Genomic DNA, 14,728 nt, shown 5'->3' with positions numbered 1-14,728 from the left:
ATGGGTCCCATGTCCGATGCAAACGCCTCAGCGCCCGCCGCCCCCCTGCCGCGCCAGGTGGCCGACACCTACGTCGACGCGCTCGTCGACCTCGACCCGATCTCCGGCACCTACCTCGGGGTGCCGGAGAGCCACGGAAAACTGCCCGACTTCTCCCCCGCGGGCCAGGAGGCCATGGCCGCCCTCTGCCGCGCCACGCTGGACGAGCTGGCCGCGGCCGAGGCCCGCCCCGGCGGGGACAGCGACGAGGAGCGGCGCTGCGCACGGCTGCTGCGCGAACGTCTCAAAGCCGAGCTGGCCGTCCACGAGGCAGGCGAGAGCCTGCGCGCGGTCAGCAACCTCAGCTCGCCCGTGCACTCGGTGCGCGGCATCTTCACCGTGATGCCGTCCGAGACGGAGGCGGACTGGCAGCAGGTCGCCGCGCGGATGCGGGCGATGCCCGTCGCGCTCGACGGCTACCGCGCCTCACTGGCGGAAGGGCTGTCCCGGAGCCTGTTCGCCGGGCCGCGGCAGGTCTCCACCGTGCTCGGCCAGCTGACGGAGTGGCTCGGCGAGGCGGAAGGGGGCGACAAGCGCGGCTGGTTCGCACAGTTCGCCGGCGAGGGCCCCGACGCCCTGCGGGGCGAACTGGACGGCGCGGCGGCCGAGGCGACCCGCGCCATCCGCGAGCTGCGCGACTGGCTGCGCGACGTCTACCAGCCGGGCGTCGCGGGCGCCGAGGAGACCGTCGGCCGCGAGCGCTACGCGCTCTGGTCCCGCTACTGGAACGGCGCCGACCTCGACCTGGAGGAGGCCTACCGCTACGGCTGGCAGGAGTTCCACCGGCTGCTGGCCGAGATGCGCACCGAGGCGGAGAAGATCCTGCCCGGCGCGGAGACCCCCTGGGAGGCGCTGCGCCACCTGGACACCCACGGCGAGGCCGTCGACGGCGTCGACGAGGTCCGCGAGTGGCTTCAGGGGCTGATGGACCAGGCCATCTCGGAGCTGGACGGCACCCACTTCGAGCTGTCCGAGAAGGTGCGGAGGGTCGAGTCGCGCATCGCCCCGCCCGGGAGCGCCGCCGCGCCCTACTACACCCAGCCCTCGCTGGACTTCTCCCGCCCGGGCCGCACCTGGCTGCCCACCATGGGCGAGACCAGGTTCCCTGTGTACGACCTGGTCACCACCTGGTACCACGAGGGCGTGCCAGGACACCATCTGCAACTAGCGCAGTGGACGTACGTCGCCGACAAGCTCTCCCGCTACCAGACGACCGTCGGCATGGTCAGCGCCAACGCCGAGGGCTGGGCCCTGTACGCGGAGCGGCTGATGGACGAGCTCGGGTTCCTGACCAACGCCGAGCAGCGGCTCGGGTACCTCGACGCCCAGATGATGCGCGCGACACGAGTGGTCGTCGACATCGGCATGCACCTGGAGCTGGAGATCCCCGCCGACTCGCCCTTCCACCCCGGCGAGCGGTGGACCCCCGCGCTCGCGCAGGAGTTCTTCGGCATGCACAGCGGCCGCCCCGCGGAGTTCGTGGAGAGCGAGCTGGTCCGCTACCTGGGCATGCCGGGACAGGCCATCGGCTACAAGCTGGGCGAACGCGCCTGGCTCCAGGGCAGGGCCGCGGCCCAGCGGGCACACGGCGACGCCTTCGACGCCAAGTCGTGGCATATGGCCGCTCTCTCGCTGGGCTCCCTGGGCCTCGACGACCTGGTCGCCGAGCTGTCCGCGCTCTGAGCCCGGGCTCGGGCGTGGCCGGACCGGGGCCCGGTCCGGCCACGCCCGCGGCGCCTGGTCGCCCCTTGCCCGGTTACCCGGCTTCAGCGGCGGGCAGGGGCGTCAGCCCGGGGCGGGTGCCGTGTGGTGGCGCACCGCGGAGCCCGCCCGGGACTTGACGACCTCCAGCTGGGCGGGGATGCGCTGCCGCAGGTCGGCGACGTGGCTGACGATGCCGACACAGCGGTCGCGTTCGCGCAGCGAGTCCAGCACGTCCAGCACCTCGTCCAGCGTCTGCTCGTCCAGGCTGCCGAAGCCCTCGTCGATGAAGAGCGTCTCCAGCCGGGAGCCGCCCGCCTCGTCGGTGACCACGTCCGCGAGCCCCAGGGCCAGCGCGAGGGACGCGAAGAACGTCTCCCCGCCGGAGAGGGTCGCGGTGTCGCGTTCGGCGCCGGTCCAGGCGTCCACCACGTGCAGCCCCAGACCGGACCTGCCGCGCCCGCCGGTCCGCTCCCCCGAGTGCACCAGCGTGTAGCGGCCGTCCGACATCCGGTCGAGGCGGGCCGAGGCCGCCTCGGCGACCTGTTCGAGACGGGCGGCCAGCACGTACGACTCCAGCCGCATGCGCCGCTCGTTCTCGGCGGAGGTGCCCGCCGTCAGCCCCGCGAGCCGGGCGACCCGGTCGTAGGCCGCGCGCAGCGGGGCGACCCGGCGGGCGGTCGCCACCGCGCGCCCGCCCAGCTCGTCCAGCGCCTCGACGCGGCTGCCCGCCGCGTGGTGTGCGGCCTCGGCGGCGCGCAGTCGTCCTTCCGCTTCCTCTGCCGCCGCGCGGGCCGTCTCGGGGTCTGCCGGGGGCCTGGCCGCCGCCGCGGCGAGCGCCGGATCGGCCAGCTCCTCGCGTACGGCTGCTTCCTCGACCCGCCCGCGCTCCAGCCTCTCCCGCAGCTCGCGCTGTTCCGAGGCGGGCAGCACGGCCCGCGCCGCGTCGTCCGCGGAGTCGAAGCCGGCCTGGCGGGCGGCCTCGGAGCGGTACGCGCGGGCCTCGGCAAGGTGCGCGGCGGCGCCCTGCGCCGCCTGTGCCGCCTGGGCTGCCCCGGACAAGAGCGCGGCCTGACGCTCCAGCTGCGCGTAGCGCGCCGCCACACTGGGTGCCTCGCCCCGCGCCCGGTCCAGCCGCTCGATGAGGGAGGCGCGTTCGCGCTGGAGCGCGTCCCGCGTGGAGACGCGCCCCGCGGCGCGGCGCTCGCCCTCCTGGCGTGCGACGCCGCGCTCCTGGAACTCCCGCTCCGCGGCGGCCAACGCCTCGCGGGCCTGATGGGCGGTACCCGCCTGCGCGTGCGCGTGAGCGTGCGCACTCTCCAACTCCTCGACCATGGCCGCCAGTGCCCCGACACTGGGCGCGTCGAGGCGCGGGGCGTCCGTACTGGGGGCGTCGGTGCCGGGAGCGTCGGTACTCGGGGTGCTCCCCGATGTGGGGTGCTCTCTCGTCGGCGTTCTGCCGCCGTGCGGGCTGGTGCGGGCCGCCGGGGCCGGTCTCGTCGCCGGTGCCGCGGCGGCTTCGGGTCCTGACTCGGGCGTCCCGGCGGCTTCGGCCGCACTCGGCGCCACCGCGGCCTCGGTCGCCGCGGTGGCGTGGCTGTCGCGGAGAGCCGCGAGCCGCTGGTGGGCCGATTCGCGCGCCTCCCCCGCACGCTGGGAAGCGGCGAGCGCCTCTTCCTCGGAGGCGCGGTCCACGTGGTCCGCCGCCTCGCGGGCGGGGGCCGGGTGCTCGGGGGAGCCGCACACCGCGCAGGGTTCGCCCGCCGAGAGGCTGGCGGCGAGCTCCGCCGCGATGCCGCGCAGCCGGCGTTCCCGGAGGGCCAGCCAGCGCTCCTTGGCCTCGGCGGCCTGTTCACGGGCGCGTTGGAGGGCCTCAACGGCCGTCTCGATCTCCGCGGCGAACGCGTCGCGGCGGCGGGCCGCCTTCAGGCGGGCACGCGCGGGGTGGAGCCGGCCGGCGAGGCGTTCGGCGCGGGTGGCCGCCTCCTGGGCGTCGTCCACACGGCGCTGGAGGGCGTGCCGGCGATCTTCCCACCCTGCCAGCCACTCCTCCGCCTCGGCGAGCAGTTCCTCGTCGGCGCGGGACTCCGCGTCGAGCCTGCGCACCTCGGCCTCGATCCCGGCGACCCGCGGTTCCTCCTCGCGGGCGGCCCCGAGTGCGCCGAGTTCCTGGCCCGCCTCCCGTTCCAGTGCGGTGAGCCGGTCGCAGGGCGCGTCGGCCAGGGCCTCGGGGAGCAGGGACCGCGCGTCCCGTTCGGCCGCCTCGGCGCGGGTGTGTTCGTCGCGGGCGGTGCGGTGGAGGCGGAGAGCGGGCGCGACCGCCTCGGCCGCGTGGGCGCTCTCCAGCCGCCGCCGCAGCGCGTCGCGCTCGGCCGCGGCCGCGGCGAGCTCGTCGGCGCGCTGCCTGGCCCTGGCGAACCGCTGCTGGGCGCGGGCGAGCTCACGGGTCTCCTCCAGCCGCTGTACGGCGGTGCTGTGCCGCTCGCGGGCCGTCTCGGCTGCGAGGGCCGCCGAGGTGAGGCGTTCTCTGGCGTGGCCGCGGGCCTGTGCCGCCCAGGCCAGGACCGCGTCGGCGAGCCCCGCGTCGCCGGGCGCGAGGGCGGTGCGCTCCGCGTGCTCGGCTCCGCCACCGGCCCTCCTCGCCCCGCGTCCGCCGGACTTCGCGCCGTGCCCGCCGGACTTCGCGCCGCCTGTCGCCTTGGCAGTGGCGGGGGTGCCGACGCCCGGGGACTGGGAGGAGGGGGTGGCCGACATACCGGCTCGCTGGCCGGGCAGGGCCGCGCCGCCGGGCGCGGACACGGGGTCGGTGGTGGCTGCCGTGGCACCGGGTCCCTCGCTCAGCTCCGCCGGGTCTCCGACGGCCTGCCGCATGCGGTGGGCGAGGGCGAGCAGTTCCTCGTCGGCCGTGGCGACGTCGTGCTGCGCGGCCTTGCGCCGTTGGGCCAGTTGCTCCTCGACGGCGGCGAAGCGGCCGGTGTCGAAGAGGCGTCCCAGCAGCTTGGCCCGGTCCTCGGCGCCCGCGCGCAGGAACCGCGCGAAGTCGCCCTGCGGCAACAGGGCGACCTGGCAGAACTGGTCCTTGCTCATACCGAGGGCCTGGCCGATCTCCTCACCGATCTCCTGGTGGGAGCGGCTGAGGCCCCGCCACCGCGCCGCGGCCGCGTCCCAGTCGCGCAGCTCGGAGCGGGCACGCTCGCGCGTGAGTCCGCTGCCCCGGGCCTTGGGCCGCAGCTGTTCCGGCGCGCGGGTGATCTCCAGTCGGCGCCCTGCGACGGTCAGTTCGAGGACGACCTCGGTGAGGGTGTGCCGCGGGGCGTGGTCGCTGCGCAGGGTGGCGCCCGGTTGCTGCCGGGCGCCGGGAACGCTGCCGTAGAGGGCGAAGCAGACGGCGTCCAGCACGGAGGTCTTGCCCGCGCCGGTGGCGCCGTGCAGCAGGAAGAGCCCGGCGGCGGAGAGGGCGTCGAAGTCGACGGTGTGGGTGCCGCCGAAGGGGCCGAAGGCCGTGAGAGTGAGCCGGTGCAGCCTCATCGGGCCCCCTCGGTGCCGGTGGGGTGGCCGTGGGCGGCGGGCCGCGCCGCTGGGGCCGTCCGGGAGGGGGCCGCCGGCTCGTCCTGCTCGCTCTCCGCCACGCGGACGGCCTCCAGCGCCTGGCCCAGCATCGCGCTCTCCTCGGGCGCCGCGGCACGGCCGGGACGTACGTGGGCGACGAAGTCCTCGGCGATCTGCCGGTCGGTACGGCCCTTGAGGCGTACGGCGTAGGAGCGTGTGTCGTCGGTCTCTTCCCGCTCCGGTGCGAAGACCAGGCTGACGGTGTGCGGGAAGCGCTCGGCCAGGCGGGCCATCGGGTCGTGCGGGCGGGCGGCGTCGGTGAGCGTGGCCTCCACCCAGGAGTCGGTGTGCCGTTCGTGTGCCGGGTCCTCCAGCAGCTCCGCCAGGCTGCCGCGCAGCCTGGCGAGGGGGCGCGGGACGGGGCAGCGCAGCCGCTCGGCCGTCACCTCACCGCCAGGACCCAGGTCGATGAGCCACATCGATTTGGGGTGTCCGGCCTCGGAGAACGAGTAGGCGATCGGCGTGCCGCTGTAGCGCACCCGTTCGGTGAGGGTCTGGCAGTTGTGCAGGTGTCCGAGTGCGACGTAGTCGACACCGTCGAAGACGGAGGCGGGCACGGAGGCGACGCCGCCGACGGTGATGTCCCGCTCGCTGTCGCTGACTTCGCCGCCCGTCACGAACGCGTGCGCCAGGACCACGGAGCGCGTGCCCGCGGGCCTGGTGGCCAGGTCGGCCCGCACCCGGTCCATGGCGGCGCGCAGCACGGCGGTGTGGCCGCCCGTCCCGGCGCCGAGCGCGTGCCGCACCAGGGAGGGTTCCAGATAGGGCACTCCGTAGAGCGCGACCTCACCATGCCCCGCACCGTCCGGCAGCAGGACCGGGATGCCGCACTCCTCGGGGTCCGTGCGCAGGTGCACACCGGCGCGGCCCATCAGCTTCGAGCCGACTCCCAGGCGCCGGGCCGAGTCGTGGTTGCCGGAGATCATCACGGTGGTGATGCCGCGTTCGGCGAGGCGGTGCAGGGCGTGGTCGAACATCTCGACGGCGGCCAGTGAGGGCACGGCGCGGTCGTAGATGTCGCCGGCGACGAGGACGGCGTCCACCGCGCGCTCCTGGGCGGTGGCGACCAGGTGGTCGAGGAAGGCGCGCTGGGCGTCGAGGAGGCTCGCGCGGTGGAAGCTCCGGCCCAGGTGCCAGTCCGAGGTGTGCAGCAGACGCATGGTCAACGACCTTAGGACCCGCCACTGACAACGCGGGCCGCCACCCCGCGGACGGGCCGCGTGGAGCGTGCCCGTGGGCCGTGGGTCACGCGCCACGGACCGGGTGCCGCGGGCCGGGCCGCTCATACCGTGCCGAACGCCTCGCCGCCCAACTGGATCCCGGCGCTCCCCGCGGTGGCGTCGGCGAGCCAGCCGCGGAAGGCGTCGACCTCGCGCTCGGGCAGTCCGAGCTCGATGGTGACCTCGGCGCCGTACCGCACCTCGCGCACCTCACGCCCGGTGGCGCGCAGGTCGTTCTCGAGCCGGCCGGCCCGCTCGTGCCCTACGGTGACGGTCACCAGCCGGAAGCGGCGCCGGGTGACCGTACCCACGGCGTCCAGGGCCTCGCCCACGGCGCCGCCGTAGGCGCGGATCAGACCGCCGGCGCCGAGCTTGACGCCTCCGAAGTAGCGGGTGACGACGGCGGCCGCGTAGCGGACCTCCCGGCGCAGCAGCATCTGGAGCATGGGGACGCCCGCGGTGCCACCCGGCTCGCCGTCGTCGTTCGCCTTCTGGATGCCCGCGTCGGCGCCGATGACGTAGGCGGAGCAGTTGTGGTTGGCTCCGGGGTGCTCCTTGCGGACGCGGGCGAGGAACTCCTGTGCCTCGCTCTCGGTGGCGGCGGGCGCGAGGGCGCACAGGAAGCGGGAGCGGTTGACCTCGGTCTCGTGCACGCCCTCGGCTGCGACGGTCACGTACTCCTCGGGCCCCGCGGGCTGCTCCTGACGCATACGGGCAGCCTATGGCCCGCCGGGAGGGAATCCGCGCGGGGCTGCCGCCGTTGCCATGGGCACCGCACGCGATGCGAGACCCGACGAGCCTGACGAACCCGGTGAAACCGAAGAAGGGGACGAGAACATGTACGGCGATTCCGCGACGGTACGGAGCATTCTGGCCGAGCTGGGCGACACCTGGGCGGTCGTCGGCCTGTCGGGCAACACCGCGCGGCCCGCCCACGGGGTGGCCGAGGTACTACAGCGCTACGGCAAGCGGATCGTACCCGTCCACCCGAAGGCGGAGACGGTGCACGGGGAGCGGGGTTACACCTCCCTGAGCGAGATCCCCTTCCCCGTCGACGTGGTCGACGTCTTCGTCAACTCCGACCTGGCCGGGCAAGTGGCGGACGAGGCGGTGGCGATCGGCGCCCAGGCGGTCTGGTTCCAGCTCGGTGTGGTGGACGAGGCGGCCTACGAGCGCACCCGGGCGGCGGGGCTGCGGATGGTGATGGACCGCTGTCCGGCGATCGAGATTCCCCGGCTCGGCTGACCGGGCGTGTGCTGGAATCCCGGCATGATCAGCTCACGCAGGGCGGCACCGGGCGACGCGAGGGAGCTCGTGCGGCTGCGCCGCCTCATGTTCACCGAGATGCACGGAGAGGACGCGTCGGGCCCCTGGGAGGAGGAGGCCGTGCGGGTGGCACGGCGGCAGCTCGCCCAGGAGCCCTCGCCGCTGCTGGCGTTCGTGGTGGACGGCGACGCTGCCGGTGAGTCCGACCACCTGGCGGCGTGCGCGGTGGGGCGGGTCGAGGAGCGGCTGCCCGCCCCGGTGAGCCCGCTGGGGCTGTTCGGTTTCGTCTTCAACGTGTGCACGGACGCGCGTTACCGCGGGCGCGGCTTCGCGCGGGCGACGACGGAGGCGATGCTGGCGGAGTTCGCCCGCCGCGGGGTGACCCGCGTGGATCTGCACGCGTCGCCGGACGCCGAACGGCTGTACCGGTCCCTGGGCTTCGCCGAGCACTCGATCCCGCTCTCGCTGGACGTGAGCACACGCCACACGACCGAGGCCTGAACGGCGCACGCGTGCGGGCGCGGGGGGTCAGACGCGCTGCCCCAGCCCCTCGACGACCTCGGCGCCCGGCAGGGAGGCCAGCGCCTTCCCCGGCACGATCAGCTTGCCTCTGCGGCTGCCGCTGCCGATCAGCACCCACGGCAGCGCGGCGACCTCGGCGTCCACCAGGAGCGGCCAGTCGGCGGGCAGCCCGATCGGGGTGATGCCGCCGTACTCCATGCCGGTCTCCCATACGGCTGTCTCGTGCGGCGCGAAGGACACCTTGCGGGCGCCGAGGCCGCGCCGGGCCGCGCCGTTGACGTCCACGCGGGCCGAGGAGCCGACGAGGCAGGCGGCGAGGGCCCGTTCGCCGCCGCGCTTGGCCGCCACCACGACACAGTTGGCCGAGGTCCCCAAGAGGTCCTTCCCGTACGTCTCGACGAAGACGGCGGTGTCGGCCTTGGCCGGGTCGGTGTCCACGTACAGCAGTTGGCCGGCGGGGACGGGCCCCGGCCAGTCGCGGACGGCCGCGGCCACGGGCGCGGTGAGCCGGTCCAGTGCGTCGGGCGCCGGCACTGCGTTGTCGAAGTCTCCGATGGGGGCTCGCATACCAGGCACCCTAGCGAGGCCGGGGCGGGGTGTCAGCGCGGTTCGGGCACGGAGACGGCCATTGTCATCTCCACGGGTTCGGTGCCGTCGTTGCGGTAGCCGTGCGGGACGTGGGACTCGAAGCAGGCGGAGGTCCCGGTGGGCAGCGCGTGGCCTGTGCCGTCCACATCGAGGGTGAGGGTGCCGGCGGTGACGTGGACGAGTTCGGTGGTGCCGTGCGGATGGGGGTCGGAGGTGCTGGCGTCGCCCGGCATCAGTCTCCAGTGCCACAGCTCCAGCGGCCCTGGCGCCTCGGTGCCGGCCAGCAGGGTGCTGTGGCTGCCGGTGTCGGTGGTCCACAGGCGGATGGCCTGCTCGGGCGGTACGAGCCGGACCTGCGGTTCCTGGTCGGAGTCCAGCAGCGAGGTGATGCTCACGCCGAGGGCGTCACCGATCTTGACGACGGTGCCGACGCTCGGGTTGGTGCGAGCCTGTTCGATCTGGATGAGCATGCCGCGGCTGACGCCCGCGCGTGCGGCGAGGGCGTCGAGGGTGAAACCCCGCTCGGTCCGCAGGCTCTTCAAGTTGCGGGCGAGGGCTTGCGTGAGCTGGTCGAGGTCCGTCACGGCGTTCCGCACCATCCAAAATAATCGATGACAGAGTGCACTGTGTTGAACTACGGTGGGCTGGACTTGAGTGTTCACCACAGTGTACTGCGAGGGATTCCGCCATGACCGCTGTCTTCGCCCTGGCCACCAGCCTGCTGTTGGGGCTGGCCGACTTCGGCGGGGGCCTGCTCAGCAAACGGCTGCGCGAGCTGACGGTGGTCGTCGTCTCCCAGGGTGCCGCCTGCGCGGTGCTCGCGGTCGTCGTGCTGGCCACCGGCGCCTGGAGCGAGCTGGACGCCCGGCTGCTGTGGTGCGCGGTGGCGGCGGGAGCCATCGGCCCCGCGGCGATGCTGTGCTTCTACCGCGCCCTGGCCATCGGCCCGATGGGCGTGGTCTCCCCCGTGGCCACCCTGGGCAGCGTGGCGGTCCCGGTGGCGGTCGGCATGGCGCTGCACGGCGAGCGCCCCGGTCTGGTGCAGGTGATCGGGACCCTCATAGCCGTCGCCGGTGTGGTGCTGGCGGGCGGCGTGGGCGGCGGCGGAGCACCCGTGCGGCAGCGGACGATCCTGCTGACCCTGGTCGCCGCCTTCGGCTTCGGCGCGACGATGAGCCTGGTCGCCGAAGCCTCGCCGACCGTCACCGGACTCTTCCTGACGCTGTTCGTCCAGCGGTTCGTGAACGTCGCCGTGGGCGGCGGAGTCCTCTACGCCTCGGTGCGCAGGGGCACCCCCGCGCTCCCGGAGACCGGCATACGGGCGGTGTGGACGTCGCTGCCCGCGCTGGCCTTCGTCGGGCTCGCGGACGTCGCCGCCAACGGCACCTACGCGGTGGCCGCCCAGTACGGACCGGTCACCGTCGCCGCCGTACTGGCCTCGCTCTATCCGGTGGTCACCGCGCTGGCGGCACGGGGCGTGCTCCAGGAGAGACTGCGTGCCGCGCAGAGCGCGGGTGCCGGGCTGGCGCTGCTGGGCACCGTGCTGCTCGCCTCCGGCTGACGGAGCGGGGCCCCTCCGCCTCGGTTCCCGTCACCGCGCCGCTCGGGCTCAGTACCCCTCGCCGCGCTGTTCGGGCAGGTCGGCCAGCGCCACCAGCTGCTGGGGAGTGACGCCCTCGGGGACGGGCACAGGCGGCGGGGTGCGCAGCGGCGGCTGCCAGCCCGCCTCCGGATCCAGCCGGCGCACCACCTTCGCGGGGGCGCCGGCCACCACGGCGTGGTCGGGCACCTCGCCCCGTACGACGGCGCCCGCCGCCACCACGACGTTCCGCCCCAGCGTGGCACCGGGCAGGATGACGGCTCCGGCACCGATCCAGCTGCCGGAGCCGATCTCCACCGGAGCCGTGCGCGGCCACTGCTTGCCGACGGGGCGTGCCGGGTCGTCGTAGGAGTGGTTCGTCGAGGTGATGTAGACGTACGGACCGCAGAACACGTCGTCCCCGACGCTCACGCGGGTGTCCGCGATGATGTGGCTGCCCCGGCCCAGGACCACGCCGTCGCCGAGCCGCAGGACGGTCTCGGGACCGAGGTCGAGGTCCGGCATCATCCCGGCGGTCAGGGTCACGTCCCGGCCGACGACGCAGTGGTCGCCCAGCTCGATCCACGGCGTACCGAAGAGAGTGCCCTGGGGGAAGGCGAGGCGGGTGCCGGACCCGATCCGGCGGAACGCGTAAGGTCCGGGCCGCCGGGCCGTGACGGCTCCGGCCTCCTGGACGCGCCGCCAGACCCCGTGCAGCGCACGGGAGGTGAGGGACGAGAACGTGTTCTGGATCGAGGGCACGCCGTCACGGTAGCGCCCGCTGGGGCGGCCGCCGCCGGTGAGGTTCCTCACGGGTAACCCCGGGCGCCGCTCAGGAGCCCGCGGGCCTCTCGCCGACGGTGGCCTCGCGGTGCTGCTCGGCGAGGTCGACGTAGGCGGCCGCGTTGAATCTGATGCCCTCGCGCTCCTCGTCGGTCAACTCCCTGCGCACCTTCCCCGGCACGCCGGCCACCAGGGACCCCGCCGGGACGACCATGCCCTGCGGTACCAGGGTCTGGGCCGCGACGAGGGAGCCGGCCTCGATCCGGGCGCCGTTGAGGACGGTGGCGCCCATGCCGATGAGCACCTCGTCCTCGATGGTGCAGCCGTGCAGCACGGCGTTGTGTCCCACGGTGACGCCCGCACCGATGGTGACGGGGAAACCGGGGTCGCCGTGGACGGTGCAGTTGTCCTGCACGTTGCTGCCCTCGCCCAGCACGATCGGCCCCGCGTCGGCGCGCAGCACGGCTCCGTACCAGACGCTCGATCCGGCGGCCATGGTGACCTCACCGGCGACCACCGAGGTGGGCGCCTGGAACGCGTCGGCGTCCACTCGGGGCGTGTGCCCCGCGACGTTCACTCTCAGCCCTCGGTCTGCCACACCGCTCTCCGCTCCGCGTCCTGTTCCACTCGCTGCTGCCGCGCCCTGCCGACGCTCACCCGCCGGGGCCTCAGTCCCCGGCCGGAGCCGGAGCGGGGGCCGCCTTTCCGGCCGCGCCCGCGGCGGGGCCGCCGTCCGGGCCGGGGGTTCCGCCCCCGTCCGCCAGGACCCCGCCGGCGGCGGTCCCGTCCGTGGCCGCCGCCTCGCGCACGGCGACTTCTTGCGCGGTGGCTCCGTCCACCCCCGTGGCCTCGGCCGTGGCGGCCGGCCCTTCGCCCTGCGAGGTGCCGGCCGGGTCCTCCTCGGCCGCGGCGGCCACCTGCGCCGAGCGGCGTTTGACGATGACCATGGAGGCGACGCCGATGAGCACGGCAGCCACCAGACCCAGCCACGAGAAGCGCTTGAGCCACGCCTCGGCGACGATGCCGACGTAGTAGATGACGGCCGTGGTGCCGCCGGCCCACACCGCGCCGCCCAGCACGTTGGCCGTCAGGAACTTCCAGTACGGCATCTTCAGCACGCCCGACAGGGGCCCGGCGAAGATGCGCAGCAGCGCGATGAAGCGGCCGAAGAAGACCGCCCACATGCCCCAGCGCTGGAAGGAACGCTCGGCGGTGGCCACGTGGGCGGGTCCGAAGTGCTTGGGGAACTTGCGGCCCAGCCACTCGAGCAGCGGTTTGCCGCCCTTGCGGCCGATGGCGTAGCCGATCGAGTCACCGATGATGGCGCCCGCGGTCGCGCTCACGCCCAGGACGACCGGGTCGATGTGCCCCTGCTGCGAGGCCAGCAGCGCGGAGCTGACCAGGACGATCTCGCCGGGGAGCGGGATGCCCAGGCTCTCCAGGCCGATGACGACCCCCACCAGGAGGTACACGCTGACGGCCGGGATGTGCTCCAGCCACTCCTGGATGTGCAACTACGGCTTCCTTCCACGGCATTCGGGCTCGAGTTCGGAAGCCTACTCGACAGGCGGCGGGCGTGCGCCGACGGGATCGCGCCGAACGGCGCACGCCCCTGGCGGGGGGCCGCGGGGAGTCAGCCGTTCGGCCGCAGCGTCCACACGATGGTCATCTCGCTGGTGACGGCGCCATCCGCCCGGGTGAGGGCGACCTTCACCGGAAACTCGGGGCGCTCACCGCGGTCCAGCTCGGCCACCACGTCGGCGGCCGGGCGGCCGAGCTCGGCGGTGGCGGTGAGGACGCCCTTGGCGAGCTTCTTGAAGTCCATCTCGACGTGCACCGGCAGCGGCACCGCCCGGGAGAGCTGGTCCGCGAAGGCGGCGAGGGTCACCGCGCCGCTCGCCGACTCGGCGAGGGTGAACATCGCTCCCGCGTGGGGGCCGCCCACGTGGTTGTGGAACTCGCTCTGGTCGGGCAGCGAGACGACGACCCGTTCGGGCGAGGTCTCGAGGTACTCCAGCTTCAGGGTGCGGGCCATCGGCACGGATGCCGTCATCAGTGCGCCTATGTCCGGCTGTGACTCTGTCGTCATACCCGCACGTTACCACCGAGTAACAGACGGGACGGGGCCGTCGGTGACGTCGCCCGTCGCGCTGAGGCCCCTGTCGTGTAGCGGGTCGGTACCGATCCGAGGGCGGCCGTGGCCGGTGCGGTCGTCGCACCATAGGCTTGTCGGCCATGTGGCCAGGACAGCAGCAGCCCGGGGGCGAGCAGAACCCGGGGGAGCCGAACCCGTACCAGCAGCCGGGTTATCAACAGCCGAACCCCTACCAGCAGCCCGGCTACGGGCAGCAGCCGACGGGCCAGCCCGGCTACGGACAACAGCCGGCAGGTCAGCCGGGCTACGGGCAGCAGCCGGCAGGTCAGCCGGGCTACGGACAACAGCCCGCGGACCAGCAGGGCTACGGGCAGCAGGGCCAGCCCCCTTACCCGTACGGCCAGCAGCCCGGCGCGGCCGGTTCAGGCCAGTGGGGTCCGGCCGGCGTCCCGGGAGCCCCCCAGGCGCCCAAGGGCGGCGGGGGCGGTGGCCGGAAGAAGGCGGTCATCATCTCGGCCGTCGTCGCGGTGGCGGTCGCCGCGGCCGCGGTGACGGGCTACCTGGTCATCGGCGGGGACGACGGCGGCAAGAAGGACGAGGCCGACACCTCCACCTCCCCCACCGCCGAGAAGCCGAAGAAGACCGAGAAGGCCGACCCCGGCGGTGGCGGCGGCGAGGACGACGCGAAGGACCCCTCCGATCCCGTCGTCGCCGGCTGGCAGACCGTCATCAACCCCAAGTGGTACTCCGCCTTCGACGTCCCCGACACCGACGACTGGACCGTCGAGAGCCAGGGCACCATCACCGGCTTCGAGGACGACAAGGGCAAGGTCCTGGTCGCCATGTCGGCGCCCGCCTACTACAAGGACGACTGGTGCAAGGAGTCCAGCCGCGCCGCCGTGGGCACGAAGGGCGGGCAGGGCTCGAAGAACACCAAGGAGGCCGCGAAGATAGCCGCGGGCAACTTCGTGATCGCGGGCTACGACCAGAAGCAGAAGGGCACCCTCAAGGTCTCCAAGCCCAAGGCATTCGAGAACGACCACGGCATCAAGGGCCACACCGCCACCGCGACCGTGACAGGGGCGCCCAAGGAGGACAAGTGCTCCACGAGCGCGGGCAAGGCCGTCACGGTCTCCTGGATCAACACAAACGGTGACCTGGCCATCTTCGTCCTCTACACCGACGCGGGCGTCAAGGACGAGCTCTCGGAGGCCACCATCAAGAAGATCACCGGCAGCCTCCGCAACTACGAGGCGCCCGGCGGCGGCGAGGAGCCGCGCGGCTGATCCGCTCCGCCTCCGGCGCCCCGCGGCGTCCGGGCCCCCC

Annotated in this window: 13 protein-coding genes and 1 pseudogene; 5 read left to right on the top strand and 9 right to left on the bottom strand. The window is 74.1% G+C overall.

From position 1 onward, the window contains the following. Positions 1-9 precede the first annotated feature (9 nt). Entirely contained in the window at positions 10-1,722 is a 1,713-nt protein-coding gene (locus DQ392_RS30510) for a DUF885 domain-containing protein (RefSeq protein WP_114018938.1), read from the top strand. A 102-nt stretch (positions 1,723-1,824) separates the two neighbouring features. On the opposite strand, the gene DQ392_RS30505 is transcribed toward DQ392_RS30510, so the two are convergent. From DQ392_RS30505 to DQ392_RS30495, 3 genes are all read right to left on the bottom strand, one after another. After that, positions 1,825-5,268, bottom strand: a complete 3,444-nt coding sequence (locus tag DQ392_RS30505) for an AAA family ATPase (RefSeq protein WP_114018937.1) — start codon at positions 5,266-5,268, stop codon at positions 1,825-1,827. Continuing rightward, complete coding sequence (locus tag DQ392_RS30500) at positions 5,265-6,509, bottom strand: exonuclease SbcCD subunit D (protein ID WP_114018936.1); 1,245 nt, start codon at positions 6,507-6,509, stop codon at positions 5,265-5,267. The genes DQ392_RS30505 and DQ392_RS30500 overlap by 4 nt, the downstream gene beginning before the upstream one ends. 122 nt (positions 6,510-6,631) lie before the next feature. After that, on the bottom strand, positions 6,632-7,279 hold the full coding sequence (locus DQ392_RS30495) for a YigZ family protein (protein WP_114018935.1): 648 nt from the start codon (positions 7,277-7,279) through the stop codon (positions 6,632-6,634). 127 nt (positions 7,280-7,406) lie between these two features. Here DQ392_RS30495 and DQ392_RS30490 point away from each other — a divergent pair, with 127 nt between their 5' ends. Together DQ392_RS30490 and DQ392_RS30485 are read left to right on the top strand one after the other, a co-directional pair. Next, entirely contained in the window at positions 7,407-7,814 is a 408-nt protein-coding gene (locus tag DQ392_RS30490; RefSeq protein WP_114018984.1) for a CoA-binding protein, read from the top strand. A gap of 24 nt (positions 7,815-7,838) precedes the next feature. After that, positions 7,839-8,336 carry a GNAT family N-acetyltransferase gene (locus tag DQ392_RS30485; protein WP_114018934.1) on the top strand — a complete coding sequence of 166 codons (498 nt, stop codon included), beginning with the start codon at positions 7,839-7,841 and terminating at the stop codon, positions 8,334-8,336. Between the two features lie 27 nt (positions 8,337-8,363). Here DQ392_RS30485 and DQ392_RS30480 read toward each other — a convergent pair whose 3' ends face one another. Both DQ392_RS30480 and DQ392_RS30475 read right to left on the bottom strand, forming a co-directional pair. Next, positions 8,364-8,924, bottom strand: coding sequence for a YbaK/EbsC family protein (locus tag DQ392_RS30480; RefSeq protein WP_114018933.1), 561 nt, complete (start codon positions 8,922-8,924; stop codon positions 8,364-8,366). Positions 8,925-8,956: 32 nt separating this feature from the next. Continuing rightward, positions 8,957-9,544, bottom strand: coding sequence for a helix-turn-helix domain-containing protein (locus DQ392_RS30475; RefSeq protein ID WP_242749516.1), 588 nt, complete (start codon positions 9,542-9,544; stop codon positions 8,957-8,959). A gap of 89 nt (positions 9,545-9,633) precedes the next feature. Here DQ392_RS30475 and DQ392_RS30470 point away from each other — a divergent pair, with 89 nt between their 5' ends. Beyond that, positions 9,634-10,506: a DMT family transporter gene (locus tag DQ392_RS30470; RefSeq protein ID WP_114018932.1), complete on the top strand. Its 873-nt coding sequence runs from the start codon at positions 9,634-9,636 to the stop codon at positions 10,504-10,506. 48 nt (positions 10,507-10,554) lie between these two features. Here DQ392_RS30470 and DQ392_RS30465 read toward each other — a convergent pair whose 3' ends face one another. From DQ392_RS30465 to DQ392_RS30450, 4 genes and pseudogenes are all read right to left on the bottom strand, one after another. After that, entirely contained in the window at positions 10,555-11,286 is a 732-nt protein-coding gene (locus tag DQ392_RS30465; protein WP_114018982.1) for an acyltransferase, read from the bottom strand. 70 nt (positions 11,287-11,356) lie between these two features. Further along, positions 11,357-11,905, bottom strand: coding sequence for a gamma carbonic anhydrase family protein (locus DQ392_RS30460; protein ID WP_114018931.1), 549 nt, complete (start codon positions 11,903-11,905; stop codon positions 11,357-11,359). 289 nt (positions 11,906-12,194) lie between these two features. Then, positions 12,195-12,821: pseudogene (locus tag DQ392_RS30455) on the bottom strand (DedA family protein); the annotation flags it as partial. Positions 12,822-12,940: 119 nt separating this feature from the next. Beyond that, on the bottom strand, positions 12,941-13,396 hold the full coding sequence (locus DQ392_RS30450) for a DUF4442 domain-containing protein (RefSeq protein WP_114018929.1): 456 nt from the start codon (positions 13,394-13,396) through the stop codon (positions 12,941-12,943). Positions 13,397-13,542: 146 nt separating this feature from the next. On the opposite strand from DQ392_RS30450, the gene DQ392_RS30445 reads away from it, so the two are divergent. Further along, positions 13,543-14,688: a DUF8017 domain-containing protein gene (locus DQ392_RS30445; protein ID WP_114018928.1), complete on the top strand. Its 1,146-nt coding sequence runs from the start codon at positions 13,543-13,545 to the stop codon at positions 14,686-14,688. Positions 14,689-14,728 lie beyond the last annotated feature (40 nt).

Source organism: Streptomyces reniochalinae, assembly GCF_003323735.1.
GTDB lineage: Bacteria > Actinomycetota > Actinomycetes > Streptomycetales > Streptomycetaceae > Streptomyces > Streptomyces reniochalinae.
The sequence above is the reverse complement of the archived record's forward strand: the minus strand, read 5'-3'. Positions and strand labels throughout refer to the sequence as shown.

Bases quoted from the DNA above. Each gene is read 5' to 3' on its own strand.
- DQ392_RS30510 (WP_114018938.1), top strand. From the start codon at position 10: ATGTCCGATGCAAACGCCTCAGCGCCCGCCGCCCCCCTGCCGCGCCAG.
- DQ392_RS30505 (WP_114018937.1), bottom strand. From the start codon at position 5,268: ATGAGGCTGCACCGGCTCACTCTCACGGCCTTCGGCCCCTTCGGCGGC.
- DQ392_RS30500 (WP_114018936.1), bottom strand. From the start codon at position 6,509: ATGCGTCTGCTGCACACCTCGGACTGGCACCTGGGCCGGAGCTTCCAC.
- DQ392_RS30495 (WP_114018935.1), bottom strand. From the start codon at position 7,279: ATGCGTCAGGAGCAGCCCGCGGGGCCCGAGGAGTACGTGACCGTCGCA.
- DQ392_RS30490 (WP_114018984.1), top strand. From the start codon at position 7,407: ATGTACGGCGATTCCGCGACGGTACGGAGCATTCTGGCCGAGCTGGGC.
- DQ392_RS30485 (WP_114018934.1), top strand. From the start codon at position 7,839: ATGATCAGCTCACGCAGGGCGGCACCGGGCGACGCGAGGGAGCTCGTG.
- DQ392_RS30480 (WP_114018933.1), bottom strand. From the start codon at position 8,924: ATGCGAGCCCCCATCGGAGACTTCGACAACGCAGTGCCGGCGCCCGAC.
- DQ392_RS30475 (WP_242749516.1), bottom strand. From the start codon at position 9,544: ATGGTGCGGAACGCCGTGACGGACCTCGACCAGCTCACGCAAGCCCTC.
- DQ392_RS30470 (WP_114018932.1), top strand. From the start codon at position 9,634: ATGACCGCTGTCTTCGCCCTGGCCACCAGCCTGCTGTTGGGGCTGGCC.
- DQ392_RS30450 (WP_114018929.1), bottom strand. From the start codon at position 13,396: ATGACGACAGAGTCACAGCCGGACATAGGCGCACTGATGACGGCATCC.
- DQ392_RS30445 (WP_114018928.1), top strand. From the start codon at position 13,543: ATGTGGCCAGGACAGCAGCAGCCCGGGGGCGAGCAGAACCCGGGGGAG.